This is a genomic window from Streptomyces sp. HUAS TT11 (assembly GCF_051553595.1).
Lineage (GTDB): Bacteria > Actinomycetota > Actinomycetes > Streptomycetales > Streptomycetaceae > Streptomyces.
In genome coordinates this window covers 6,995,375-7,018,031 of the sequence record NZ_CP196184.1, presented here as the reverse complement: position 1 = coordinate 7,018,031, position 22,657 = coordinate 6,995,375, and the positions used below count along the sequence as shown (strand labels likewise).

General features: G+C 67.6%; 20 protein-coding genes and 3 rRNA genes. 6 read left to right on the top strand and 17 right to left on the bottom strand.

What is annotated here, in order from left to right:
- Positions 1 to 37 precede the first annotated feature (37 nt).
- Positions 38 to 355 (bottom strand): hypothetical protein, encoded by a 318-nt coding sequence (locus ACSHXN_RS31370; protein ID WP_383356486.1) that lies wholly within the window; start codon positions 353 to 355, stop codon positions 38 to 40.
- 42 nt (positions 356 to 397) lie between these two features.
- Here ACSHXN_RS31370 and ACSHXN_RS31365 point away from each other — a divergent pair, with 42 nt between their 5' ends.
- The gene (locus ACSHXN_RS31365; RefSeq protein ID WP_355132466.1) at positions 398 to 745 is read left to right on the top strand and encodes an SCP2 sterol-binding domain-containing protein; all 348 of its coding nucleotides are present in this window, start codon (positions 398 to 400) and stop codon (positions 743 to 745) included.
- A gap of 34 nt (positions 746 to 779) precedes the next feature.
- Here the strand turns inward: ACSHXN_RS31365 and ACSHXN_RS31360 are convergent, their stop codons facing one another.
- Genes ACSHXN_RS31360 through ACSHXN_RS31345 form a run of 4 tightly spaced genes read right to left on the bottom strand, consistent with a single transcriptional unit; the run spans position 780 to position 4,818 of the window.
- A complete protein-coding gene (locus ACSHXN_RS31360; RefSeq protein WP_383356483.1) occupies positions 780 to 1,640 on the bottom strand; it encodes an ABC transporter ATP-binding protein in 861 nt (286 codons plus the stop codon).
- Positions 1,637 to 2,674, bottom strand: coding sequence for a FecCD family ABC transporter permease (locus ACSHXN_RS31355; RefSeq protein WP_438304516.1), 1,038 nt, complete (start codon positions 2,672 to 2,674; stop codon positions 1,637 to 1,639). The genes ACSHXN_RS31360 and ACSHXN_RS31355 overlap by 4 nt, the downstream gene beginning before the upstream one ends.
- Positions 2,671 to 3,714, bottom strand: coding sequence for a FecCD family ABC transporter permease (locus ACSHXN_RS31350; protein WP_356114931.1), 1,044 nt, complete (start codon positions 3,712 to 3,714; stop codon positions 2,671 to 2,673). The genes ACSHXN_RS31355 and ACSHXN_RS31350 overlap by 4 nt, the downstream gene beginning before the upstream one ends.
- A 54-nt stretch (positions 3,715 to 3,768) precedes the next feature.
- Positions 3,769 to 4,818: an HAD hydrolase-like protein gene (locus ACSHXN_RS31345; RefSeq protein WP_355132462.1), complete on the bottom strand. Its 1,050-nt coding sequence runs from the start codon at positions 4,816 to 4,818 to the stop codon at positions 3,769 to 3,771.
- A 72-nt stretch (positions 4,819 to 4,890) separates the two neighbouring features.
- Here ACSHXN_RS31345 and ACSHXN_RS31340 point away from each other — a divergent pair, with 72 nt between their 5' ends.
- Positions 4,891 to 6,192, top strand: a complete 1,302-nt coding sequence (locus tag ACSHXN_RS31340; protein ID WP_438304514.1) for a DUF1015 domain-containing protein — start codon at positions 4,891 to 4,893, stop codon at positions 6,190 to 6,192.
- A 64-nt stretch (positions 6,193 to 6,256) separates the two neighbouring features.
- Here ACSHXN_RS31340 and ACSHXN_RS31335 read toward each other — a convergent pair whose 3' ends face one another.
- From ACSHXN_RS31335 to ACSHXN_RS31310, 6 genes are all read right to left on the bottom strand, one after another.
- The gene (locus ACSHXN_RS31335; RefSeq protein WP_355132624.1) at positions 6,257 to 7,027 is read right to left on the bottom strand and encodes a hypothetical protein; all 771 of its coding nucleotides are present in this window, start codon (positions 7,025 to 7,027) and stop codon (positions 6,257 to 6,259) included.
- Positions 6,919 to 8,163, bottom strand: coding sequence for a hypothetical protein (locus tag ACSHXN_RS31330; RefSeq protein ID WP_438306554.1), 1,245 nt, complete (start codon positions 8,161 to 8,163; stop codon positions 6,919 to 6,921). The genes ACSHXN_RS31335 and ACSHXN_RS31330 overlap by 109 nt, the downstream gene beginning before the upstream one ends.
- 181 nt (positions 8,164 to 8,344) lie before the next feature.
- Positions 8,345 to 8,461 (bottom strand): 5S ribosomal RNA (gene rrf, locus ACSHXN_RS31325).
- Between the two features lie 104 nt (positions 8,462 to 8,565).
- Positions 8,566 to 11,668, bottom strand: a 23S ribosomal RNA gene (locus tag ACSHXN_RS31320).
- A 309-nt stretch (positions 11,669 to 11,977) separates the two neighbouring features.
- Positions 11,978 to 13,501, bottom strand: a 16S ribosomal RNA gene (locus tag ACSHXN_RS31315).
- Together the 16S, 23S and 5S rRNA genes form the textbook arrangement of a ribosomal RNA operon.
- A gap of 517 nt (positions 13,502 to 14,018) precedes the next feature.
- Entirely contained in the window at positions 14,019 to 14,660 is a 642-nt protein-coding gene (locus ACSHXN_RS31310) for a DNA-3-methyladenine glycosylase (RefSeq protein WP_355130582.1), read from the bottom strand.
- Positions 14,661 to 14,866: 206 nt separating this feature from the next.
- On the opposite strand from ACSHXN_RS31310, the gene ACSHXN_RS31305 reads away from it, so the two are divergent.
- The 3 genes from ACSHXN_RS31305 (at position 14,867) to ACSHXN_RS31295 (ending at position 16,913) form a co-directional block, all read left to right on the top strand.
- Positions 14,867 to 15,652, top strand: a complete 786-nt coding sequence (locus ACSHXN_RS31305; protein ID WP_355130584.1) for a sporulation protein — start codon at positions 14,867 to 14,869, stop codon at positions 15,650 to 15,652.
- A gap of 45 nt (positions 15,653 to 15,697) precedes the next feature.
- Entirely contained in the window at positions 15,698 to 16,237 is a 540-nt protein-coding gene (locus ACSHXN_RS31300; protein WP_355130586.1) for a YbhB/YbcL family Raf kinase inhibitor-like protein, read from the top strand.
- A gap of 163 nt (positions 16,238 to 16,400) precedes the next feature.
- A complete protein-coding gene (locus ACSHXN_RS31295) occupies positions 16,401 to 16,913 on the top strand; it encodes an HNH endonuclease (protein WP_355130588.1) in 513 nt (170 codons plus the stop codon).
- 105 nt (positions 16,914 to 17,018) lie between these two features.
- Here the strand turns inward: ACSHXN_RS31295 and ACSHXN_RS31290 are convergent, their stop codons facing one another.
- The 3 genes from ACSHXN_RS31290 to ACSHXN_RS31280 all read right to left on the bottom strand — a co-directional run bounded on the left by ACSHXN_RS31290 (position 17,019) and on the right by ACSHXN_RS31280 (position 19,441).
- A complete protein-coding gene (locus tag ACSHXN_RS31290; protein ID WP_355130590.1) occupies positions 17,019 to 17,978 on the bottom strand; it encodes an SPFH domain-containing protein in 960 nt (319 codons plus the stop codon).
- Positions 17,979 to 18,133: 155 nt separating this feature from the next.
- Positions 18,134 to 18,562, bottom strand: a complete 429-nt coding sequence (locus ACSHXN_RS31285; RefSeq protein ID WP_345547495.1) for an NfeD family protein — start codon at positions 18,560 to 18,562, stop codon at positions 18,134 to 18,136.
- An 81-nt stretch (positions 18,563 to 18,643) separates the two neighbouring features.
- Positions 18,644 to 19,441, bottom strand: a complete 798-nt coding sequence (locus tag ACSHXN_RS31280) for an ABC transporter ATP-binding protein (RefSeq protein WP_355130592.1) — start codon at positions 19,439 to 19,441, stop codon at positions 18,644 to 18,646.
- A 152-nt stretch (positions 19,442 to 19,593) separates the two neighbouring features.
- Here ACSHXN_RS31280 and ACSHXN_RS31275 point away from each other — a divergent pair, with 152 nt between their 5' ends.
- The gene (locus tag ACSHXN_RS31275) at positions 19,594 to 20,376 is read left to right on the top strand and encodes a hypothetical protein (RefSeq protein WP_356110994.1); all 783 of its coding nucleotides are present in this window, start codon (positions 19,594 to 19,596) and stop codon (positions 20,374 to 20,376) included.
- A gap of 124 nt (positions 20,377 to 20,500) precedes the next feature.
- Here ACSHXN_RS31275 and ACSHXN_RS31270 read toward each other — a convergent pair whose 3' ends face one another.
- From ACSHXN_RS31270 to ACSHXN_RS31260, 3 genes are all read right to left on the bottom strand, one after another.
- Positions 20,501 to 20,746 (bottom strand): chaplin, encoded by a 246-nt coding sequence (locus ACSHXN_RS31270; protein WP_355130596.1) that lies wholly within the window; start codon positions 20,744 to 20,746, stop codon positions 20,501 to 20,503.
- Positions 20,747 to 20,866: 120 nt separating this feature from the next.
- Complete coding sequence (locus tag ACSHXN_RS31265) at positions 20,867 to 21,508, bottom strand: response regulator transcription factor (protein ID WP_355130598.1); 642 nt, start codon at positions 21,506 to 21,508, stop codon at positions 20,867 to 20,869.
- Positions 21,501 to 22,646: a GAF domain-containing sensor histidine kinase gene (locus tag ACSHXN_RS31260; RefSeq protein WP_355130600.1), complete on the bottom strand. Its 1,146-nt coding sequence runs from the start codon at positions 22,644 to 22,646 to the stop codon at positions 21,501 to 21,503. The genes ACSHXN_RS31265 and ACSHXN_RS31260 overlap by 8 nt, the downstream gene beginning before the upstream one ends.
- Positions 22,647 to 22,657: the final 11 nt, after the last annotated feature.

The following is a 22,657-nucleotide window of genomic DNA, read 5'->3' as shown; positions in this document are numbered from 1 at the left end:
CCCCTGCATCGGATCGGAAGGTGTGCCCCGTAGGGTCTCATCGACCGGTGGGAGCCGGTCGATGGACGGGGGCCGGAGGCCCCGGCCGGGTGTCGAGCGCGGTGAGCGCGTCCCGCAACCCCCGGTGTACATCCTCGTACACCTCCACGTGGCCGTCCGTGGCGAGGTGGTCGGCGTCGGACAGCCGCTCCAGCCGGTCGTCGACGTCGGCGTTGCCCGTGGGGGTCCTGGGCACGTTCAGCGGGGCGGGCGCGGCCGGGTCACCCTCGGGCCCATTGACGGATTCGCCCGGAAGATCCAGTTCCGTCACCGCGGATTCCGCCGGGACCCCGACCACGGGCACAGTGTCGCTCATGCCCCGACGCTACCCCGAACCCCTGGGGTACCGTCGCTGACGATGGCGACGATTGAGGAGTGCCGCAGCGCACTCGACAAGCTCTCGGACAATCTGGCGGGCGCCGAAGGCGACGTGCACGCGGCGGCGGCTCTGGACCGCTCGCTCAGCTGCCATGTCACCGATCTGGACCTCACCTTCGTCGGCCGCCTCAGGGACGGCCGGATCGAGGTGCTCGACACGGTGCCGGGACCACCCCCGGACAGGGCCCAGATCCGGCTGGCGATGACCGGGGACGACCTGGTGGCGATGGTCGACGGCCAGCTGAACTTCGCGAAGGCCTGGGGCTCGGGCCGGGTAAGGCTGGAGGCGTCCCTGCTCGATGTGTTCCGGCTCAGAAAGCTTCTGTAGGCCCCACGGGGCAGCAGGCGGCGCCCTCCCGGCGTCAGGAGGTCTCCGCCGCGACCGCACGGGTGCGTGTCCCACGTGCCGCCGGCACCACCAGTGGCGTCCCCGTCTCCGGGTCGTCGATGACCTGGCAGCGCAGCCCGAACACCTCCTCGACCAGTCCGGCCGTGACGATGTCCTTCGGGGCGCCCTCGGCGATCACCTTCCCCTCGCGCAGGGCGATGAGGTGGGTGGCGTAGCGGGCGGCGTGGTTCAGGTCGTGCAGCACCGCGACCAGCGTCCGTCCCTGTTCCTCGTGCAGTTCCGCGCACAGGTCGAGCACATCGATCTGGTGCTGGATGTCCAGGTAGGTGGTCGGCTCGTCGAGCAGCAGCAGCGGGGTCTGCTGGGCGAGCGCCATGGCGATCCACACGCGCTGCCGCTGCCCACCGGAGAGCTCGTCGACGTAGCGGTCGGCGAGTTCGGCGACGCCCGTGCGCGCCATCGACTCCCGCACCACCCGCTCGTCGTCGTCCGACCACTGGCGCAGGACCCCCTGGTGCGGATAGCGGCCACGGCCCACGAGATCCCCGACGGTGATCCCGTCGGGTGCGATCGAGGACTGCGGCAGCAGGCCGAGGGTCCGTGCCACCTGCTTCGCCGGCATCGACTGGATCACCTGGCCGTCGAGCAGCACCCGGCCCCGGGACGGCTTGAGCATCCGGGACAGGGCGCGCAGCAGCGTGGACTTGCCGCAGGCGTTCGGGCCGACGATCACGGTGAAGGAGTTGTCGGGGATCTCCACGGACAACTGTTCGGCGATCACACGCTGGTCGTAGGCGAGGGTGACGTCGTGGGCGGCCAGGCGGTTCACAGTGCTCCTCTTGTCGTTCGTTCCCGGTCCGCGCGCGGCGCTCATATGCGGCCCGCCCGGCGTTCGGTGACCAGCAGGCCCAGCAGATAGACGCCTCCGAGGACACCCGTGACGACGCCGACGGGCAGTTGGTCCGCACCGAAGACCCGCTGGGAGGCCCAATCGGCGATGATCAGCAGCGCGGCCCCCATGACCATGGAGGGCACCAGGTTCGGGCCGGGTGAACGGGTCAGCCGGCGGGCGAGCTGGGGCGCGGTCAGGGCCACGAAGCCGACCGGACCCGCGGCGGCGGTCGCGCCTGCGGTGAGCAGCACGGCGGACACCATGAGCAGCAGCCGTACCCGCTCGACACGCAGCCCGAGGGCGTACGAGACGTCGTCGCCCATCTCCATCATCCGCAGCCCCCGCGCGTTGCCGAGCACGAGCGGTACGAGGACGCAGACCAGTACGAGCAGCGGCCACACCTGGTCCCAGTCGCGGCCGTTGAGGGAGCCGGTCATCCAGACGACCGCGCGGGCCGCGTCGACGATGTCGGCCTTGGTGAGCAGATAGCCGTCGACCGCCGTGACGATCGCGGACACGCCGATGCCGACCAGGACGAGCCGGTAGCCGTGCACACCCCGCTTCCAGGCCAGCAGATAGATGGCGAGTCCGGTCACCAGGCCGCCCACCAGGGCCCCGGCGGCGACCTGAGCGGCGCTTCCGGAGAACAGCACGATCATCACGAGCGCCCCGGCCGTCGAACCCTGCCCGAGGCCGAGCACGTCCGGACTGCCCAGGGGGTTGCGGGAGACGGACTGGAACAGCGCCCCGCCGAGGCCGAGCGAGGCCCCGACCAGCAGGCCCACGAGCACACGCGGCAGGCGCAGTTCGGTGACGATGAACTCCTGGCCCGGTTTGCCGTCGCCGGCCAGCGTCCTCAGGACGTCCCCGGCCGGGATCGGGAAGTCGCCGGTGCCGATCAGTACGACACTCGCGACGAGCGCGGCAGCCAGGAGCAGGACGACGACGGTGCACGCGCGCACGTCCAGGCGCAGCGAGAGCCCGCCCGGTGTGCGCAGGCTACGGATGTTCTTCACAGCTGCGCCGTCCTCCGCCGTCGTACGAGGAAGATGAAGACCGGGCCGCCGAGGACCGCGGTCACGATTCCGACCTGGAGCTCCGCGGGCCGGGCGACGATGCGGCCGACCACGTCGGCGCCGAGCAGCAGCACGGGCGACAGGACGGTCGCGTACGGCAGGATCCAGCGCAGGTCGGGGCCGGTGAAGGACCGTACGACGTGCGGGACCATCAGGCCGACGAACACGATGGGCCCGCAGGCGGCCGTCGCGGCACCGCACAGCACGGTGGCGGCGGCCATGGACAGGGCGCGGGTGCGGTTGAGGTGGGCGCCGAGTGCGCGGGCGGTGTCGTCGCCCATCGCCAGGGCGTTCAGCGGGCGCGCAAGGGCCAGCGCGAGGACCGTCCCGGCCGCGAGGAACGGCAGGACCTGGACGATGGTCGCGTCCGTCGCCGAGGCCAGGGAACCGACGGTCCAGAAACGCATCTTGCCGAGCGCCGCGTCGTCCATGATCATCACGGCCTGGAGATAGCCGTAGAGCGCGGCGCTGATCGCGGTGCCGGCGAGCGCCAGCCGTACCGGTGTGGCACCGCGGCTGCCGCCGAGGAACCACACCAGGGCACCGACGGCGGCCGCACCGAGGAAGGCGAACCACACGTACCCGCTGAGGCTGGTGACACCGAAGTAGGTGATGGCGGTGACGACGGCGGCGGAGGCGCCCGCGTTGATACCGAGAAGACCGGGGTCGGCGAGCGGATTGCGGGTGAGCGCCTGGAGCAGGGCACCGGACAGACCGAGCGCCGCCCCCGCGAGCAGTCCGAGGACCGTGCGCGAGAGCCGGTCGCCCACCACTGCGTCCGCATACGTGCCCGAAGCGTGGAACAGACCGTGCCAGACCTGGGCCGGTGACAGCCCTTTCGCACCGATCGCGATGCTCGCCAGCGCGACGAGCGCCAGGACCACGACGGAGACGAGAAGCCCGAGGGCCCGTATCGTCCGGCGGTTCGGGGGCGCGGGGGCGGTCTCCGCGCGCGGTTCGGGGGGACTGTCGACCAACACGTGGTTAGGTTAGCCTACCCTCGCCATCTCCTCGACGGGCGGCCGCCCGCCCCCTCACAACCCCAGCCGGGCCAGCGCCTTCCCGCCGTCCAGCCGGCACACACCCTCGCCCGCCGCCGTCCACGCCGCCGCGCACAGCGCCCGCAGCCCGTCCAGGGCCTCCCCCTCGCCCTCCAGCCGAAGACTCCCCGGCGCCTCCCCCGCGGCGGAGGACTCGCCCGTCGCCGTCCAGCCCCCGCAGCGGAACCCGCCGTCCACCGCGAGAACCTCCGGCTGCCCGGTCAGCAGCCCGCGCAGGTCCGCGTCCACATACGTCGGCCGGTGCTGCGGCGGCGCGGCGAGCAACTGCGCGCCGTCCGTCACACCCGTCAGCACGAGCAGCGAATCGACCCCTCCGTTGAACGCGCCCTCGATGTCCGTGTCCAGCCGGTCCCCGACCACCAGCGCTCGCTCCGCACCGGTCCGCAGGATCGTCTCCCGGTGCATCGGCGGCAGCGGCTTGCCCGCCACCTGCGGCTCGGCACCGGTGGCGATCCGTACGACCTCCACGGCCGCTCCGTTGCCCGGCGCGATCCCGCGCGCGCTCGGGATGGTCAGATCGGTGTTGGACGCGAACCACGGCAGCCCGCGCGCGATGGCGTAGCAGGCCTCCGCGAACCGCCCCCAGGGCAGGTCCGGCCCGCCGTACCCCTGCACCACGGCCGCGGGGTCGTCGTCGGCCGACTCGACGGGCTCCAGCCCCCGCTCCCGCAGGGCGACGCGCAGGCCCTCACCGCCGACGACCAGGACCCGCGAACCCGCCGGCAGTTGCTCACCGATCAGCCGGGCCACCGCCTGCGCGGACGTGATGACGTCCGGGGCCTCGGTCGGTATCCCCAGCTCCGTGAGGTGGCCGGCCACCGCGTCCGGTGTGCGCAGCGCGTTGTTCGTGACGTACGCCAAATGCATTCCGCCCGCACGGGCGATGTCGAGCGACGCCACGGCGTGCGCGATCGCGTTCCCGCCCGCGTACACCACCCCGTCCAGGTCGAGCAACGCCGTGTCGTACGCCGCGTTCAGGGGGCGCGCACTGCCCTCGGGCCGCGTCCTGACGGTCTGGCTCATTAGGCATCGCTCCTCGTTCGTTTGCTTCACCCGAATCATCGCGCATCGCGCCGACACAACTACGATGCATCAATGAACACTGCAGGTCCCGGGCACGTACCGGCGCACATGGGCCTTGAACTGACCCCGTTCCGTGGCCTGCGCTATGACCCCGACCGCGTCGGCAGCCTCGCCGCGGTCACCTCTCCGCCGTACGACGTCGTCGTGCGCCCGGACGGAGTGCTCCACCTCGAATCGGCAGATCCGCACAACATCGTCCGGCTGATCCTGCCCCAGGCGTCGACCCCCACGGCACGCAACAAGCAGGCCGCGAACACCCTGCGCCGCTGGGTCACGGAGGGCATCCTGACGACGGACGACCAGCCCGGGCTCTACGTCTACGAACAGCGTGGTGCCGGCCTGCTGCAGCGCGGCGTCATCGGCGCGCTGCGCGTGTCGCAGCCGTCGGACGGTGTGGTCCTCCCGCACGAGGACGTGATGCCGCATGTCGTCGCCGACCGCGCGGACCTGATGCGCGCGACCTCGGCCAACCTGGAGCCTCTGTTGCTCACTTACCGCGGCGACGGGGACGAGGCGGGCGCGGCGGCCACAATCGAACGCACCGCCGAACGTCCACCGCTGCTGTGCACCACCACCGAGGACGGTTTCAGCCATCGCCTCTGGGCGGTCACGGATCCCGTCGAGCTCGACCGGATCCGGACGGACCTGGCACGGCACCAGGCCCTGATCGCCGACGGCCACCACCGCTGGGCGACGTATCTGCGTCTACGCGCGGAGCACGCCTCGCCCAGTCCCTGGGACTACGGCCTCGTCCTCCTGGTCGACACGGCCCGCTATCCGCTGCGGGTCCGGGCGATCCACCGCCTGCTGCACCGTCTTCCGGTCGCCGAGGCGCTGTCGGCCCTCACCGGGCTGTTCCGGGTGCGCGAACTGCACACCTCGCTGAACGAGGCACTGGAGACGCTGGCCGAGGCGTCCGGTGCCGGCAACGCGTTCCTGCTGGCGGGCGACGGCGCCTTCCACCTGGTCGACAAGCCGTCTCCCGACCTCCTGGCCCGCACGGTCCCGGTGGACCGGCCGGAGGCGTGGCGCACCCTCGACGCGACCGTCCTGCACAACGCGCTGCTCGAGCATGTCTGGCGCATTCCCGACGACTCGCCGGAGCACATCGCCTACATCCACGACACCGCCGCCACGGTCGAGAAGGCCGAGCGCGACGGCGGTACGGCCGTGCTGCTGCACCCCGTCCGCGAGGAGGTCGTACGCGAGCTGGCCCGCCAGGGTGTGACGATGCCGCGCAAGTCGACGTCGTTCGGTCCCAAGCCCGCGTCGGGGCTGGTGCTCCGGGCGCTGACGCCGCCCGACGCGCTCTGACCGCCGACGGGGCGGGATCCTTGCCCGGATCCCGCCCCGTCACACGCCACGACCTGGAGTCAGGTCAGCTCTCGTCGTCCTCGTGGTCGCCGTCCCGCTCACCCGGAACGGGCTCGTCCGAGGAGGACCGCACGCCCTCGTCGTCGACCGCGTCGTCGTCGAGGGCGTCGACGAACTCCACTCCGTCCAGCTCGGCGAGTCGGTCGGAGGCGTCCGTGCTGCCGTCCCTGTCGGCCTCGACGGCCTTGGCGAACCACTCGCGCGCCTCACGCTCCCGTCCTGCGGCCAGGAGCGCGTCGGCGTACGCGTACCGCAGCCGTGCGGTCCACGGCTGCACGGAGTTGGAGGCCAGCTCCGGGCTCTGCAACGTGACGATGGCGGCGTCCAGCTGCCCCATGTCGCGGCGTGCACCGGCCGCGACCAGCCGCATCTCGACCTGACCCGCCTTGTCGAGCTTGTGCACCTCGGGCGCACCCGCCATGTCGAGCGCCTTCTCGGGCCGGCCGAGACCGCGCTCGCAGTCGGCCATCACGGGCCACAGCTCGATGTCGCCCGTCATGCGGCGAGCGGCCCGGAACTCGGCCAGGGCCTCGCCGTACTTCTGGTTGGCGTACGCGGCGAAGCCGGCCGCCTCGCGCACGGCGGCGACACGGGACGCAAGGCGCAACGCCACCTTGGAGTACCCGTACGCGCCTTCGGGGTCCTCGTCGATGAGCCGGGCGATCATCACCAGGTTCTTGGCGACGTCCTCCGCGAGCGTCTTGGGAAGGCTCTGCAGCTCCTGCCGCACGTCCCTGTCGAGCTCCTCGCCGGAGACATCCTCGGGAATCGGCAGCCGCTTGATGGGCTCGCGGTCACGGTCCCGCTCGTCACGGAACCGGCCACCGCCGCTCCGGTCGTCACGCCCGCGGAAGCCGCCGGGGCGACCGCCGCGCTCGTCGCGACGGGGACCGCGCGTACCGCGCTCGTCGCGTCCGCGGAAGCCACCGCGGTCACCGCGCTGGTCGTCGCGGCGTCCCTGGCCGCCGCGGTCGTCGTCACGCCGGTAGGCAGGACGGTCGCCGTAGCCACCGCGGTCGTCACGCCGGTCTCCGCGGCTGTCGTCACGGCGGCCGTAGCCACCGCGGTCGTCACGACGGTCGTCACGTCCGCGGAAGCCACCACGGTCATCACCGCGACTGTCGTCACGGCGACCGTAGCCACCCCGGTCGTCGCCTCGGCGGTCATCACGACGCTCATCGCGGCGACCGTAGCCACCGCGGTCGTCGTCGCGCCGACCGTAACCGCCCCGCTGATCGTCACGGCGGAAGCCGCGGTCACGGTCGTCACGCCGGTCTCCGCGGCTGTCGTCACGGCGGCCGTAGCCACCGCGGTCGTCACGACGGTCGTCACGTCCGCGGAAGCCACCACGGTCATCACCGCGACTGTCGTCACGGCGACCGTAGCCACCGCGGTCGTCGTCACGGCGGCCAAAACCACCCCGGTCGTCGCCACGCCGCTCGTCGCGTCCGCGGAAGCCACCGCGATCGTCTCCGCGACGGTCGTCACGCCGCCCGTACCCACCACGATCGTCGTCACGGCGAGGGGCGGGGCGGTCGTCGCGGCGAGGGGCGGGACGGTCACCGTCGCGGCGGAAGCCCCGGTCCCGATCGTCGCGGCGCGGCGCACCGGGCCGGTCGTCACGCCGGAAGGGCGGACGTCCACCACGGTCACCACGGTCACCGTGACCACCGCGGTCATCACGGCGGAACCCGCCGCGATCGCCGCGCTCGGCGTCCCGACGGTCGTCGCGGCGGTCATCACGACCGCCTTCGCGGCGATCGTCACGTCGGTCGTCCCGCCGGCCTTGGCCGGCACGGTCGTCGTCGCGCCGTCCATATCCACCGCGGTCGTCGCCACGGCGATCGTCACGACGGCCGTAGCCACCGCGATCGTCGCGGCGCACCCCTCCGCGATAGCCGCCGCGCTCACCACTGTCCCGGCGGCGCTGGTCGCGCTCAGGACGCTCGTCGGGAGAGTTGGTGGACATGGTGACTCCTGTCTTCGGTACCGCAAGTCATTCTCGCGCAGCCGGGTACCCGGCGCGCTCCGGAAAAACGAAAAGGACCTCTGGTCCCAGCAAGTCGCTGGGACCAGAGGTCCTCCAAAGATTGTTCGGCGGCGTCCTACTCTCCCACAGGGTCCCCCCTGCAGTACCATCGGCGCTGAAAGGCTTAGCTTCCGGGTTCGAAATGTAACCGGGCGTTTCCCTCACGCTGTGGCCACCGAAACCCTAATGGTTTCGAGCGAACAAGCACACTTTTTAGTTGATGTTCTGCTCTGAACCGACAACGGATCGTTGTCTCAGAACCAACACAGTGGACGCGAGCCTCTATGGACAAGCCCTCGGCCTATTAGTACCGGTCACCTCCACACGTTACCGTGCTTCCAGATCCGGCCTATCAACCCAGTCGTCTACTGGGAGCCTTACCCCATCAAGTGGGTGGGAGTCCTCATCTCGAAGCAGGCTTCCCGCTTAGATGCTTTCAGCGGTTATCCCTCCCGAACGTAGCCAACCAGCCATGCCCTTGGCAGAACAACTGGCACACCAGAGGTTCGTCCGTCCCGGTCCTCTCGTACTAGGGACAGCCCTTCTCAAGACTCCTACGCGCACAGCGGATAGGGACCGAACTGTCTCACGACGTTCTAAACCCAGCTCGCGTACCGCTTTAATGGGCGAACAGCCCAACCCTTGGGACCGACTCCAGCCCCAGGATGCGACGAGCCGACATCGAGGTGCCAAACCATCCCGTCGATATGGACTCTTGGGGAAGATCAGCCTGTTATCCCCGGGGTACCTTTTATCCGTTGAGCGACGGCGCTTCCACAAGCCACCGCCGGATCACTAGTCCCGACTTTCGTCCCTGCTCGACCCGTCGGTCTCACAGTCAAGCTCCCTTGTGCACTTACACTCAACACCTGATTGCCAACCAGGCTGAGGGAACCTTTGGGCGCCTCCGTTACCCTTTAGGAGGCAACCGCCCCAGTTAAACTACCCATCAGACACTGTCCCCGATCCGGATCACGGACCCGGGTTAGACATCCAGCACGACCAGACTGGTATTTCAACGACGACTCCACCTGAACTGGCGTCCAAGCTTCAAAGTCTCCCAGCTATCCTACACAAGCCGAACCGAACACCAATATCAAACTGTAGTAAAGGTCCCGGGGTCTTTCCGTCCTGCTGCGCGAAACGAGCATCTTTACTCGTAGTGCAATTTCACCGGGCCTATGGTTGAGACAGTCGAGAAGTCGTTACGCCATTCGTGCAGGTCGGAACTTACCCGACAAGGAATTTCGCTACCTTAGGATGGTTATAGTTACCACCGCCGTTTACTGGCGCTTAAGTTCTCAGCTTCGCCCACCCGAAAGTGAGCTAACCGGTCCCCTTAACGTTCCAGCACCGGGCAGGCGTCAGTCCGTATACATCGCCTTACGGCTTCGCACGGACCTGTGTTTTTAGTAAACAGTCGCTTCTCGCTGGTCTCTGCGGCCACCCCCAGCTCGAGCAGCAAGTGCTCTCACCAAGCGTGGCCCCCCTTCTCCCGAAGTTACGGGGGCATTTTGCCGAGTTCCTTAACCATAGTTCACCCGAACGCCTCGGTATTCTCTACCAGACCACCTGAGTCGGTTTAGGGTACGGGCCGCCATGAAACTCGCTAGAGGCTTTTCTCGACAGCATAGGATCATCCACTTCACCACAATCGGCTCGGCATCAGGTCTCAGCCACACATACGACGGATTTACCTATCGCACGGCCTACACCCTTACCCCGGGACAACCACCGCCCGGGATGGACTACCTTCCTGCGTCACCCCATCACTCACCTACTACCACCTTGGGCCGGCGGCTCCACCACTCCCCTTTGCCCGAAGGCTCCGGGGCGGCTTCACGGCCTTAGCATTAATGGGCTCGATGTTTGACGCTTCACAGCGGGTACCGGAATATCAACCGGTTATCCATCGACTACGCCTGTCGGCCTCGCCTTAGGTCCCGACTTACCCTGGGCAGATCAGCTTGACCCAGGAACCCTTAGTCAATCGGCGCACACGTTTCCCACGTGTGAATCGCTACTCATGCCTGCATTCTCACTCGTCAACCGTCCACAACTACCTTCCGGTGCTGCTTCACCCGGCAGACGACGCTCCCCTACCCATCACAACACCCGTTAGGGCTATATGCTGCAATGACACGACTTCGGCGGTACGCTTGAGCCCCGCTACATTGTCGGCGCGGAATCACTAGACCAGTGAGCTATTACGCACTCTTTCAAGGGTGGCTGCTTCTAAGCCAACCTCCTGGTTGTCTGTGCGACTCCACATCCTTTCCCACTTAGCGTACGCTTAGGGGCCTTAGTCGATGCTCTGGGCTGTTTCCCTCTCGACCATGGAGCTTATCCCCCACAGTCTCACTGCCGCGCTCTCACTTACCGGCATTCGGAGTTTGGCTAAGGTCAGTAACCCGGTAGGGCCCATCGCCTATCCAGTGCTCTACCTCCGGCAAGAAACACACGACGCTGCACCTAAATGCATTTCGGGGAGAACCAGCTATCACGGAGTTTGATTGGCCTTTCACCCCTAACCACAGGTCATCCCCCAGGTTTTCAACCCTGGTGGGTTCGGTCCTCCACGAAGTCTTACCTCCGCTTCAACCTGCCCATGGCTAGATCACTCCGCTTCGGGTCTTGAGCGTGCTACTCATACGCCCTATTCGGACTCGCTTTCGCTACGGCTACCCCACACGGGTTAACCTCGCAACACACCGCAAACTCGCAGGCTCATTCTTCAAAAGGCACGCAGTCACACCAAAGTGCTCCCACGGCTTGTAGGCACACGGTTTCAGGTACTATTTCACTCCCCTCCCGGGGTACTTTTCACCATTCCCTCACGGTACTATCCGCTATCGGTCACCAGGGAATATTTAGGCTTAGCGGGTGGTCCCGCCAGATTCACACGGGATTTCTCGGGCCCCGTGCTACTTGGGTATCTTCCAAACGAGCCGCTGACGTTTCGACTACGGGGGTCTTACCCTCTACGCCGGACCTTTCGCATGTCCTTCGTCTACATCAACGGTTTCTGACTCGCCCCACGGCCGGCAGACCGCAGAAGAAAGAACCCACAACCCCGCACACGCAACCCCTGCCGGGTCTCACACGTATACGGTTTGGCCTCATCCGGTTTCGCTCGCCACTACTCCCGGAATCACGGTTGTTTTCTCTTCCTGAGGGTACTGAGATGTTTCACTTCCCCTCGTTCCCTCCACACTGCCTATGAGTTCAGCAGCGGGTGACAGCCCATGACGACTGCCGGGTTTCCCCATTCGGAAACCCCCGGATCAAAGCCTGGTTGACGACTCCCCGGGGACTATCGCGGCCTCCCACGTCCTTCATCGGTTCCTGGTGCCAAGGCATCCACCGTGCGCCCTTAAAAACTTGGCCACAGATGCTCGCGTCCACTGTGCAGTTCTCAAACAACGACCAACCACCCATCACCCCGGACCAAAATCCGAGTTCACTGGGGTCGGCGCCGAAGGACGAGCAACGCTCGCACCCTCAGACACCCAACAGCGTGCCCGACCCGAACCCGTCCGAAGATCATGCGTTCCACGCTCCACAGAGCAGTACTAGCAGCCTCCGACCCGAGACCCAGACCGAATAGTCAACGTTCCACCCATGAGCAACCAGCATCGAACGTTCGCCGATGTACTGGCCTCTGACCAACCGAAGTCGGTGAGAAGTGCTCCTTAGAAAGGAGGTGATCCAGCCGCACCTTCCGGTACGGCTACCTTGTTACGACTTCGTCCCAATCGCCAGTCCCACCTTCGACAGCTCCCTCCCCGAGGGGTTGGGCCACCGGCTTCGGGTGTTACCGACTTTCGTGACGTGACGGGCGGTGTGTACAAGGCCCGGGAACGTATTCACCGCAGCAATGCTGATCTGCGATTACTAGCGACTCCGACTTCATGGGGTCGAGTTGCAGACCCCAATCCGAACTGAGACCGGCTTTTTGAGATTCGCTCCACCTCACGGTATCGCAGCTCATTGTACCGGCCATTGTAGCACGTGTGCAGCCCAAGACATAAGGGGCATGATGACTTGACGTCGTCCCCACCTTCCTCCGAGTTGACCCCGGCGGTCTCCCGTGAGTCCCCAGCACCACAAGGGCCTGCTGGCAACACGGGACAAGGGTTGCGCTCGTTGCGGGACTTAACCCAACATCTCACGACACGAGCTGACGACAGCCATGCACCACCTGTACACCGACCACAAGGGGGCACCCATCTCTGGATGTTTCCGGTGTATGTCAAGCCTTGGTAAGGTTCTTCGCGTTGCGTCGAATTAAGCCACATGCTCCGCCGCTTGTGCGGGCCCCCGTCAATTCCTTTGAGTTTTAGCCTTGCGGCCGTACTCCCCAGGCGGGGCACTTAATGCGTTAGCTGCGGCACCGACGACGTGGAATGTCGCCAACACCTAGTGCCCACCGTTTACGGCGTGGACTACCAGGGTATCTAATCCTGTTCGCTCCCCACGCTTTCGCTCCTCAGCGTCAGTAATGGCCCAGAGATCCGCCTTCGCCACCGGTGTTCCTCCTGATATCTGCGCATTTCACCGCTACACCAGGAATTCCGATCTCCCCTACCACACTCTAGCCTGCCCGTATCGACTGCAGACCCGGAGTTAAGCCCCGGGCTTTCACAATCGACGCGACAAGCCGCCTACGAGCTCTTTACGCCCAATAATTCCGGACAACGCTTGCGCCCTACGTATTACCGCGGCTGCTGGCACGTAGTTAGCCGGCGCTTCTTCTGCAGGTACCGTCACTCTCGCTTCTTCCCTGCTGAAAGAGGTTTACAACCCGAAGGCCGTCATCCCTCACGCGGCGTCGCTGCATCAGGCTTGCGCCCATTGTGCAATATTCCCCACTGCTGCCTCCCGTAGGAGTCTGGGCCGTGTCTCAGTCCCAGTGTGGCCGGTCGCCCTCTCAGGCCGGCTACCCGTCGTCGCCTTGGTGAGCCGTTACCTCACCAACAAGCTGATAGGCCGCGGGCTCATCCTGCACCGCCGGAGCTTTCCAACCTCCCAGATGCCCAGGAGGCTCGTATCCGGTATTAGACCCCGTTTCCAGGGCTTGTCCCAGAGTGCAGGGCAGATTGCCCACGTGTTACTCACCCGTTCGCCACTAATCCACCCCGAAGGGCTTCATCGTTCGACTTGCATGTGTTAAGCACGCCGCCAGCGTTCGTCCTGAGCCAGGATCAAACTCTCCGTGAATGTTTACCGGACATCCGGTCGAACACCACGAGAGCGGAACCGGGAAGAGGAATAATCCCCCCGGTCCACAGCATCCTCGCTGTGTTATTTCAAAGGAACCTCGCCCCAGCGCATGCTGGAGACGGGGTATCAACATATCTGGCGTTGACTTTTGGCACGCTGTTGAGTTCTCAAGGAACGGACGCTTCCTTCGTACTCACCCTCTCGGGCTTTCCTCCGGGCGCTTCCCTTCGTGTTTCCGACTCTATCAGACCATTTCGCGATCCGATTCCCGGCCGGCGGGATTCGCCTTGGGCTCCGGCTTTCCGCCTTGCGCCTTTCGACATTCACTACGTTAGCCGATTCCCGCTGCGACTCATAATCGAGCTTCGCGCGTTCGAATTCGGGCATGCAGGCATGCCGAAATCGCCCTTTGCAGGGAATCACATGAGTAGTGGGGTGGCCGCTTCCGGCTGCTGGCTGACGCCGTACCCGGTTCAAGCGGCTCGGGCTACACTACGCATCCCCCAGGAACGCGTCAACTTCGCCGGCGCCGCGGTGTGTGCGCCCGATAGGGGCTCACCGTCGGGTCGTTGGCGATCCAGAAGCGCCAGGGGTGGACGCCACCGTCGCCGGCGACACCGGTGCGCGGACCGCTGCGTACCTGGTCGGAGGGCACCGGAGTGCCGGTGAGGGCACGCAACGGTGTCTCTCCCCCGGTGCACGCGTCCGTGCCGTCCAGGCTCCGGTCCACACCGAGAGCCGTTGCCAGACGTGCCGGGCCTTTGGCCAGTTCCTTGTCGTTGCGGGCCGAGAGTCGACGGGTGCGGGCGAGCTCCGCTCCGTCGGTGATCTCACCGGCCCGCAGCAGAACACCGCTCGCCCGGCCCGGCGGACCGCACACCAGGTTCATGCAGAACCACATGCCGTAGGTGAAGTAGACATACACGTGTCCGGGCGGACCGAACATCACTTCGTTGCGGGCGGTACGCCCCCGATATGCGTGGGAGCCGGGGTCGTTCGGGCCGTCGTAGGCCTCCACCTCCGTCAGGCGCAGTTCGATCGGTCCGTCCGGGGTGCTGCGGACGATGAGGCGCCCCAGAAGGTCTGGGGCGACCTCCAGCACGGGCCGGTCGAAGAACTCTCTGGTCAGGGGCGTACGGTCTGGGGTCGCGATCACGCCGTACGAGGGTAGTCCAGACGTGTGTGTGTCACGGGCTGGTCAAGAGTCCTCCCCCTTGGAAGGGTGAGGACACGGAACCGGCTCCGGGCCGGATCGCGTATCTAGAGATCAAGGATCCCCGGACGGGAGGACGTGCGGCCCCTCGGGGACCACGCGACCGGGACGGGGCGACGGAGACAGGCGTTGCCTGGGAGGGAAGATTCATGGGGTTCAAGCGGCTGCTCGCAAGCATGGGAGCCGGCGGGGCTTCGGTCGAGACGGTGCTCACGGAGACCAACGTCGTACCGGGCGGCGTCGTCCAGGGCGAGGTGCGGATCCAGGGCGGGACCGTGAATCAGGCGATCGAGGGCCTGAACGTCGGTCTGCAGGCCCGGGTCGAGGTCGAGGGACACGACGACACGGAGTACAAGCAGGACATCGAGTTCACCAAGGTGCGGCTCGGCGGCGCCTTCGAGCTCCAGGCGGGGGCCGTGCACGCCGTACCGTTCGGGCTCGAGATCCCGTGGGAGACGCCGATCACCATGATCGACGGTCAGGCGCTGCGGGGCATGCACATCGGTGTGACGACCGAGCTGGAGATCGCCCGGGCCCTGGACTCCGGAGACCTGGACCCGATCAACGTGCACCCCCTGCCGGCGCAGAAGGCCATCCTGGACGCCTTCATCCAGCTGGGCTTCCGCTTCAAGAACGCCGACATGGAGCGCGGTCACATCCGCGGTACGCGTCAGCGCCTGCCGTTCTACCAGGAGATCGAGTTCTTCCCGCCGTCGCAGTACCGCGGTCTCAACCAGGTGGAGCTGAGCTTCGTCGCGGACGAGCACGCGATGGACGTCATCATGGAGATGGACAAGAAGCCGGGCCTCTTCAGTGAGGGCAGCGACTCCTTCCGCTCCTTCCAGGTCGGTCTGCACGACTTCCACGCGACGGACTGGACCGCCTACCTCCACCAGTGGCTGTCCGAGGTCGGAAGCAAGCGCAGCTGGTTCTAGGCTCTGCATTGGAATCGGTTGATCCACTGACTTGGAGGTGCCGAGGTGACCGAGCCCAAGAGGCGGCCGCTGCCGCATGACTTCCATCCGCCCGTGCCGTCGTTCACGGTGACGAGCGAGGACGTCGAGCCCGGTGCGAGACTCAACGACGCTCAGGTCCAGGCGGCCGGGAACACCTCGCCGCAACTGCGCTGGGAGGGTTTCCCGCCGGAGACCAAGAGCTTCGCCGTGACCTGCTACGACCCGGACGCCCCGACGGGGAGCGGGTTCTGGCACTGGGTGCTGTTCGACATCCCCGCCTCGGTGACCGAGCTGCCCACGGCGGCCGGCGGCGGGAAGTTCGAGGGACTGCCCGAGGGGGCCGTCCACGCACGCAACGACTACGGGACGAAGGACTTCGGCGGTGCCGCGCCGCCGCCCGGGGACGGCCCGCACCGGTATGTGTTCACGGTGTACGCCGTCGATCAGGAGAAGCTCGGTCCGGATTCGGACGCCTCTCCCGCCGTGGTCGGCTTCAATCTGCGATTCCACACGCTGGCGCGCGCTCACCTCATCGGTGAGTACGAGAATCCGGCTGCCGGCTGACGCACGAATCAAACCCTGACGTTCATTGAACGTTTGCCCGCCTCTGGTCATGGAAGTGATCGGAGGCGGGCATTTTTTATTGCGTTGTCCATCTCGGCGCGCCCGTACAGAGTTGATCCAAGCCCGCCAGGGGGTGGGCGGATGCACACGGGAGGTGGGCTGGATGCGTGACACGCTGGTTCTGAACGCGAGCTTCGAGCCGCTGTCGACGGTGACGCTGAATCGAGCCGTCGTTCTGGTGCTGCAGGACAAGGCCGTCGTCGAACAGGCCCACCCCGAACTCCGCATGCGCGGGGCCGACGTGGACATACCTGCGCCCCGGGTCATCAGGCTCTGCAGATACGTAAGGGTGCCGTTCCGAAGACAAGCTCCGTGGTCGAGGCGGGGTGTCCTGGTGCGGGACCGGCACCGGTGCGCGTACTGCGGCCGGAGGGCGACGACCGTGGACCATGTGCTGCCGCGGTCGCAGGGTGGTGCGGACAGCTGGCTCAACACCGTGGCCTCGTGCGCCGAGGACAACCATCGCAAGGCGAACCGTACGCCGGAGGAGGCCGGAATGCCCCTGCTGCGGCAGCCGTTCGAGCCGACACCGGCGGACGCCATGCTGCTGGCGCTGGGACAGGACGACTTCAAGGCGCTGCCGGAGTGGCTGGCGCAGCCGGCTCCGGCAGCCTAGGCGGTGTCCGGCGGCCTTCGACGGCCGTCCGGCGCGTGTGTGCGGAGATGAGAAGGGCCCGCCTCCATGGAGGCGGGCCCTTCTGCGTGCCCTGTGGGCACCGCGTCAGTCGATCGACGGCCTCTCGCGGCGGTCCGAGCCGTTGTTGCCGGTGGAGCCCGAGCCACCGGTTCCGCCCGAACCCCCGACCATCGGGCCGAAGTTGCCGAAGGCGCCGGACAGGCCCTTCAGCGCGTCGCCGATCTCGCTCGGGACGATCCAGAGCTTGTTGGCGTCACCTTCCGCGATCTTCGGGAGCATCTGGAGGTACTGGTACGAGAGCAGCTTCTGGTCGGGGTCGCCGGCGTGGATGGACTCGAAGACCGTACGGATCGCCTGGGCTTCGCCCTCGGCCCGCAGAGCCGCGGCCTTGGCCTCACCTTCGGCGCGCAGGATCTGGGACTGCTTCTCGCCCTCGGCGGTGAGGATGGCGGCCTGGCGCGTACCTTCTGCGGTGAGGATCGCCGCGCGCTTGTCACGGTCGGCGCGCATCTGCTTCTCCATCGAGTCCTGGATGGAGGTCGGGGGCTCGATGGCCTTCAGCTCGACACGGTTGACGCGGATGCCCCACTTGCCCGTGGCCTCGTCCAGGACGCCGCGCAGGGCCGCGTTGATCTCCTCGCGGGAGGTCAGGGTGCGCTCCAGGTCCATGCCACCGATGATGTTGCGGAGCGTGGTGACGGTGAGCTGCTCGATGGCCTGGATGTAGCTGGCGACCTCGTAGGTGGCGGCGCGGGCGTCGGTCACCTGGTAGTAGATGACGGTGTCGATGTTCACGACCAGGTTGTCCTGGGTGATCACCGGCTGCGGGGGGAACGGCACGACCTGCTCGCGCAGGTCGATGCGGTTGCGGATGGAATCGATGAACGGGACCACGATGTTGAGGCCGGCGTTCAGCGTCCGCGTGTAGCGACCGAAGCGTTCGACGATGGCCGCGCTCGCCTGTGGGATGACCTGGATCGTCTTGATCAGGGCGATGAAGACCAGCACCACCAGAATGATCAGGACGATGATGATCGGTTCCATCGTGATTCCCCGTACCCCTTCTTCGCCTCGGCGCCCCGTCTTCTCCGCCTCGGCGCCCTGTGGAAGATCTTATGGTTGTTGAAGATCTTGCTGGTCGAGTCTGACAGACCCTCGCCCGGCTCGTGTGCCGTTCCGTTCAGTTGAGTCCTCCGAGGTCACAACACGATGGCCGTGGCGCCCTCGATGTCCACGACGTCCACTTCCTGGCCTACTTCATAGGCGAGTTCGGAGTTGAGGGCGCGTGCGGACCAGACCTCGCCGGCGAGCTTGATCCTGCCGCCGGAACCGTCGACCCGTTCCAGCACGACGGCCTGCTTGCCCTTCAACGCCTCGACGCCGGTGGCGAGTTGGGGGCGCTGCGAGCGGTGCCTCGCGGCGATGGGCCGGACCACGGCGATGAGTGCGACCGAGACGACGGCGAAGACCACGACCTGCATCACGGCGTCGCCGCCGAGACCACCGACCACGGCGGCCGCGACGGCTCCCACCGCGAGCATGCCGAGCTCCGGCATCGCGGTGATCACGAGCCCGATACCGAGTCCCGCCGCGCCGATCAGCCACCACACCCACGCGTCGATGTTCACATGGTCATGGTAGGCCGAGGGCCCGGTCGCGCACAGGGCGCAGAAGGGGTGGGACCAGGCTCCTCGCGGGGTTTCGGAGCGTCAGGAAAGGGGCAGTCCCTGGGCCGTCCAGCGTTCGCCGACCTGCTCGACGACGAGCGGGAGGCCGAAGCACAGGGAGAGGTTGCGGGAGGTCAGCTCGAGCTCCAGCGGGCCGGCGGCGAGCACCTTGCCCTGGCGGATCATCAGAACGTGGGTGAAGCCGGGGGCGATCTCCTCCACATGGTGGGTGACCATGATCATGGAGGGGGCGATCGGATCACGGGCCAGGCGGCCGAGACGGCGTACGAGGTCCTCGCGGCCGCCGAGGTCGAGCCCGGCGGCGGGCTCGTCGAGGAGCAGCAGCTCGGGGTCGGTCATCAGGGCCCGGGCGATGAGGGTGCGCTTGCGCTCGCCCTCGGACAGGGTGCCGAACTTCCGGTCGTGGTACTCGCTCATGCCGAGGCGGTCGAGGAAGGCGCGGGCACGCTGCTCGTCGACCTCGTCGTACTCCTCCTGCCAGCCGGCCGTCATGCCGTAGGCGGCGGTGAGCACGGTCTGCAGAACGGTCTGGCGCTTGGGGAGCTTCTCCGTCATGGCGACGCCGGCGACACCGATGCGCGGACGGAGCTCGAAGACGTCGGTGCCGGGCCTGCCCAGAGTCTCGCCGAGGATGGTGGCGGTGCCCTTGCTGGGGTAGAGGTAGCTGGAGGCGACGTTCAGGAGGGTCGTCTTGCCGGCGCCGTTCGGGCCGAGAATGACCCAGCGCTCGCCCTCCTTGACCGACCAGGAGACCTCGTCCACCAGAGCGCGGCCCTCGCGGACCACGGATACGTCCTCCAGCTCCAGAACATCGCTCATGAGCGCGTTGTCTCCCCTTGCATTTCGGCCAGTGTCGGCTCTCGCGTACGCCTGTGGGCGTGGTCCGCCACGCCAGTGGGCGCAGCCCCCCAAGAAATCTACGCCACCTGCCGCCCGGACCATTCCATAGGTCGGGTCCTTAGGGTGGGGGCATGCTCTCGGAACCACGCTCAGGACGACTGGCCGCTTGGGGAAATGCCCTTTTGGCCGGACTTGTGTCACCGGACGACGCCGCCTCGGCCATCGTCGAGGACGATGCCTCGCACCGGGTCGAGGGGCTGCCGGGCGAGCCGGGCCCCGTCGGCCTCACGTTCGCACTGGGGCGTCTGCGGGGGCTCGGGACGTCCGGACTGCGCGTCGCGCTGCCCGCGCCGGGGCACCCGCTGGGCCTGAGCGGCCCCCCGGAGTTCAACGCCCGCGCGATGGAGGCCGAGGAGGCGGTGCTCTGCTACGGCGCCGCGTTCGGCCTGGTGCCGGAGATCCACGAGGCCGGGCCGGAAGGCGACGTGCATGTCGAGGTGCTCTGGCACTGCCTGCCCGTGCGGGAGGCGCCGCCCGCCGATGTGCCTTCGCTCGGCGAGGCCGAGCGGGAGCTCGCGGAGGCGCTGCGGGAGGCGACGGAGGTGCTGTCGCGGCTGGACGTGGCCGGATCGGGGCCGGTCGCGGAGGCGGCGATCGACGCGTACCGGGCGCGGGCCGAGCGCGGCGGCGGGATCCTCGCACCGGGGTATCCGCCGCGGGCGGTGCGGGTGCTGGAGCTCGCCCGGCGGGTGGGGCTGCTGATCTCGGTGGCGTACGAGAACGGGCACGGGGGCGCGGTGACCGCCTCCGAGATGGCGGCCAGGACCCAGGCTCTCCGTCCGGTGGAGCGGACGGCCCGGCGGGCACAGGTGGCCGCGTACAACGCCGTCGTGGAGCAGCGCGAGATGCGGTGACCCGGGGTGTCCCGGCGCTCCCGGGCTGCCCACCGTCCGAGGCGCCCACAGCACCGCGGCCCACAGACGACCGGCCTCCCGGGCAGTCCCGAGAGGCCGGCGCCGAGGGATCCCCTCGGAGATGTCAGTGGTTGATCCCGAGGTTGCCGAAGGCCGGGTTCAGCAGGCCGATCACGTTCACGCTGTTGCCGACCGCGTTCACGGGGATGTGGACCGGAGCCTGGATGACGTTGCCCGAGACGACACCCGGGGAGCTCTTCGCCTTGCCCTGGGCGTGCGCCCCATCGGTGGCGGAGGCCAGACCGGCACTGGCGGCGACCAGGCCACCGGCCACCATCGTGACGGCAACGGTCTTCTTCAGGTTCTTCACTGTCTGAGCCCTCTCCTTACGGTCGCTGCGGCAGGCGCCGCAGCACGCCTTGGAGAACGGCGGAGATCCACCGAGGTTGCGCCGTCCGAGGGACGTACACCCGACGGTATGAAGATCTGGTCAGCCGTTTACACCATGGCGCACCGCCCAGAGCGCTGCCTGGGTGCGGTCCGCGAGGTCCAGCTTCATCAGGATGTTCGAGACGTGGGTCTTCACGGTCTTCTCCGAGAGCACCAGCGCACGGGCGATCTCCCGGTTCGACCGGCCGTCCGCGATCAGCCCCAGCACCTCCCGCTCGCGTTCGGTCAGCGAACCGGTCCTGCCCTGGCCCGAATGGCTCTCCTCCTGGGACAGCAGAGCCCCCGCGACCTCCGCTTGCAGCAGGATGTGGCCCGCGTGCACCGAGCGGATGGCTCCGGCGAGCGCGTCGGGGTCCACGTCCTTGTAGACGTACCCCGCGGCGCCCGCGCGCAGGGCGGGCACGACCGTGCGCTGCTCGGTGAAGCTGGTGACGATGAGCACGCGCGCGGGGTTGTCGAGTTCGCGGAGTTTGCGCAGCGCGTCGATGCCGTCGACGCCCGGCATCTTGACGTCCATCAGGACGACGTCGGGCTTCAGCTCCTGGGCGCGGGCCACGCCCTCGGCGCCGTCGGACGCCTCTCCGACGACCTCGATGTCGTCCTGCACTTCGAGGAAGGTGCGCAGCCCCCGGCGGACCACCTGGTGGTCGTCGACGAGCAGCACCTTGATTGCGTCAGCCACCAGGGACCTCCATCTCGATCGTGGTGCCCTTCCCGGGCGCCGATTCCACGGTCAGCCTGCCCCCCACGCCGCCCGCCCGGTCCCGCATGGAGACCAGTCCGAGGTGGCGTCCCGCGCGGCGGACCGCGGTGGGCTCGAAGCCGTCGCCGTCGTCCGTGACCCGCAGCACGGCACCGGGACCGCACTTCTCCAGCGTCACCTCGACCCGCCGGGCACCGGAGTGCCGCAGGGCGTTGTGCAGGGCCTCCTGGGCGACGCGCAGCAGCGCCTCCTCCTGGGCGGCCGGCAGGGCGCGGACACCTCGGCCTGTGAAGGTCACGCGCGCGGTGTGGGCGCGGTCGAGTACCTGTATCTGGGTGCGCAGGGTGGCGACCAGGCCGTCCTCGTCCAGGGCGGCGGGGCGCAGTTCGACGACCGCGGCGCGCAGTTCGTCGGCGGCCTCCGCGGCGAGCACGGCCACCTGCTGGAGCTCGCCCTTGGCCCGGCCGGGGTCGCGGTCGACCAGGGCGGCCGCCGCCTGGGCGGTGAGCCGCAGCGAGAAGAGCTTCTGGCTGACCGCGTCGTGCAGCTCGTGGGCCAGCCGGGAGCGCTCCTCGGCGATGGTCAGTTCCCTGCTGCGCTCATACAGACGTGCGTTGGTCAGGGCGATCGCGGCGTGCTGGGCGAGTATCGAGAGCAGTTCCTCGTCGTCCTCGGTGAATCCGCACCCGCCCTCCGGCTTCGGGCACCTCTTGTTGGCGAGGAAGAGCGCGCCGATGACCTCGTCTCCGTCGCGGATGGGCAGACCCAGGAAGTCGGACATCTCGGGGTGGGCGCTGGGCCACCCCTCGAAGCGGGGGTCACGGCGGACGTCGGCGAGCCGCTCGGGCTTCGCCTCGCGCAGCATCGCCGCGAGGATGCCGTGCTGGCGCGGGAGCGGGCCGATGGCCTTCCACTGCTCGTCGGTCACGCCGTCCACCACGAACTGGGCGAAGCCCCCGTGATCGTCCGGGACGCCCAGCGCCGCGTACTCCGCGTCGAGCAGCTCACGGGCCGAGGCGACGATCGTCTTCAGGACGTCGCGCACCTCGAGGTGCCTGCTCATGGCCAGCAGCGCGGAGCTCACCGCGTACAGGCCCGACCGGGGTCGATGGCTCATGACCTCACCGT

Bases quoted from the DNA above. Each gene is read 5' to 3' on its own strand.
- ACSHXN_RS31345 (WP_355132462.1), bottom strand. From the start codon at position 4,818: ATGAGCCAGACCGTCAGGACGCGGCCCGAGGGCAGTGCGCGCCCCCTG.
- ACSHXN_RS31360 (WP_383356483.1), bottom strand. From the start codon at position 1,640: ATGAGCGCCGCGCGCGGACCGGGAACGAACGACAAGAGGAGCACTGTG.
- ACSHXN_RS31280 (WP_355130592.1), bottom strand. From the start codon at position 19,441: ATGAGCGATGTTCTGGAGCTGGAGGACGTATCCGTGGTCCGCGAGGGC.
- ACSHXN_RS31275 (WP_356110994.1), top strand. From the start codon at position 19,594: ATGCTCTCGGAACCACGCTCAGGACGACTGGCCGCTTGGGGAAATGCC.
- ACSHXN_RS31365 (WP_355132466.1), top strand. From the start codon at position 398: ATGGCGACGATTGAGGAGTGCCGCAGCGCACTCGACAAGCTCTCGGAC.
- ACSHXN_RS31260 (WP_355130600.1), bottom strand. From the start codon at position 22,646: ATGAGCCATCGACCCCGGTCGGGCCTGTACGCGGTGAGCTCCGCGCTG.
- ACSHXN_RS31305 (WP_355130584.1), top strand. From the start codon at position 14,867: ATGGGGTTCAAGCGGCTGCTCGCAAGCATGGGAGCCGGCGGGGCTTCG.
- ACSHXN_RS31295 (WP_355130588.1), top strand. From the start codon at position 16,401: ATGCGTGACACGCTGGTTCTGAACGCGAGCTTCGAGCCGCTGTCGACG.
- ACSHXN_RS31290 (WP_355130590.1), bottom strand. From the start codon at position 17,978: ATGGAACCGATCATCATCGTCCTGATCATTCTGGTGGTGCTGGTCTTC.
- ACSHXN_RS31340 (WP_438304514.1), top strand. From the start codon at position 4,891: ATGAACACTGCAGGTCCCGGGCACGTACCGGCGCACATGGGCCTTGAA.
- ACSHXN_RS31370 (WP_383356486.1), bottom strand. From the start codon at position 355: ATGAGCGACACTGTGCCCGTGGTCGGGGTCCCGGCGGAATCCGCGGTG.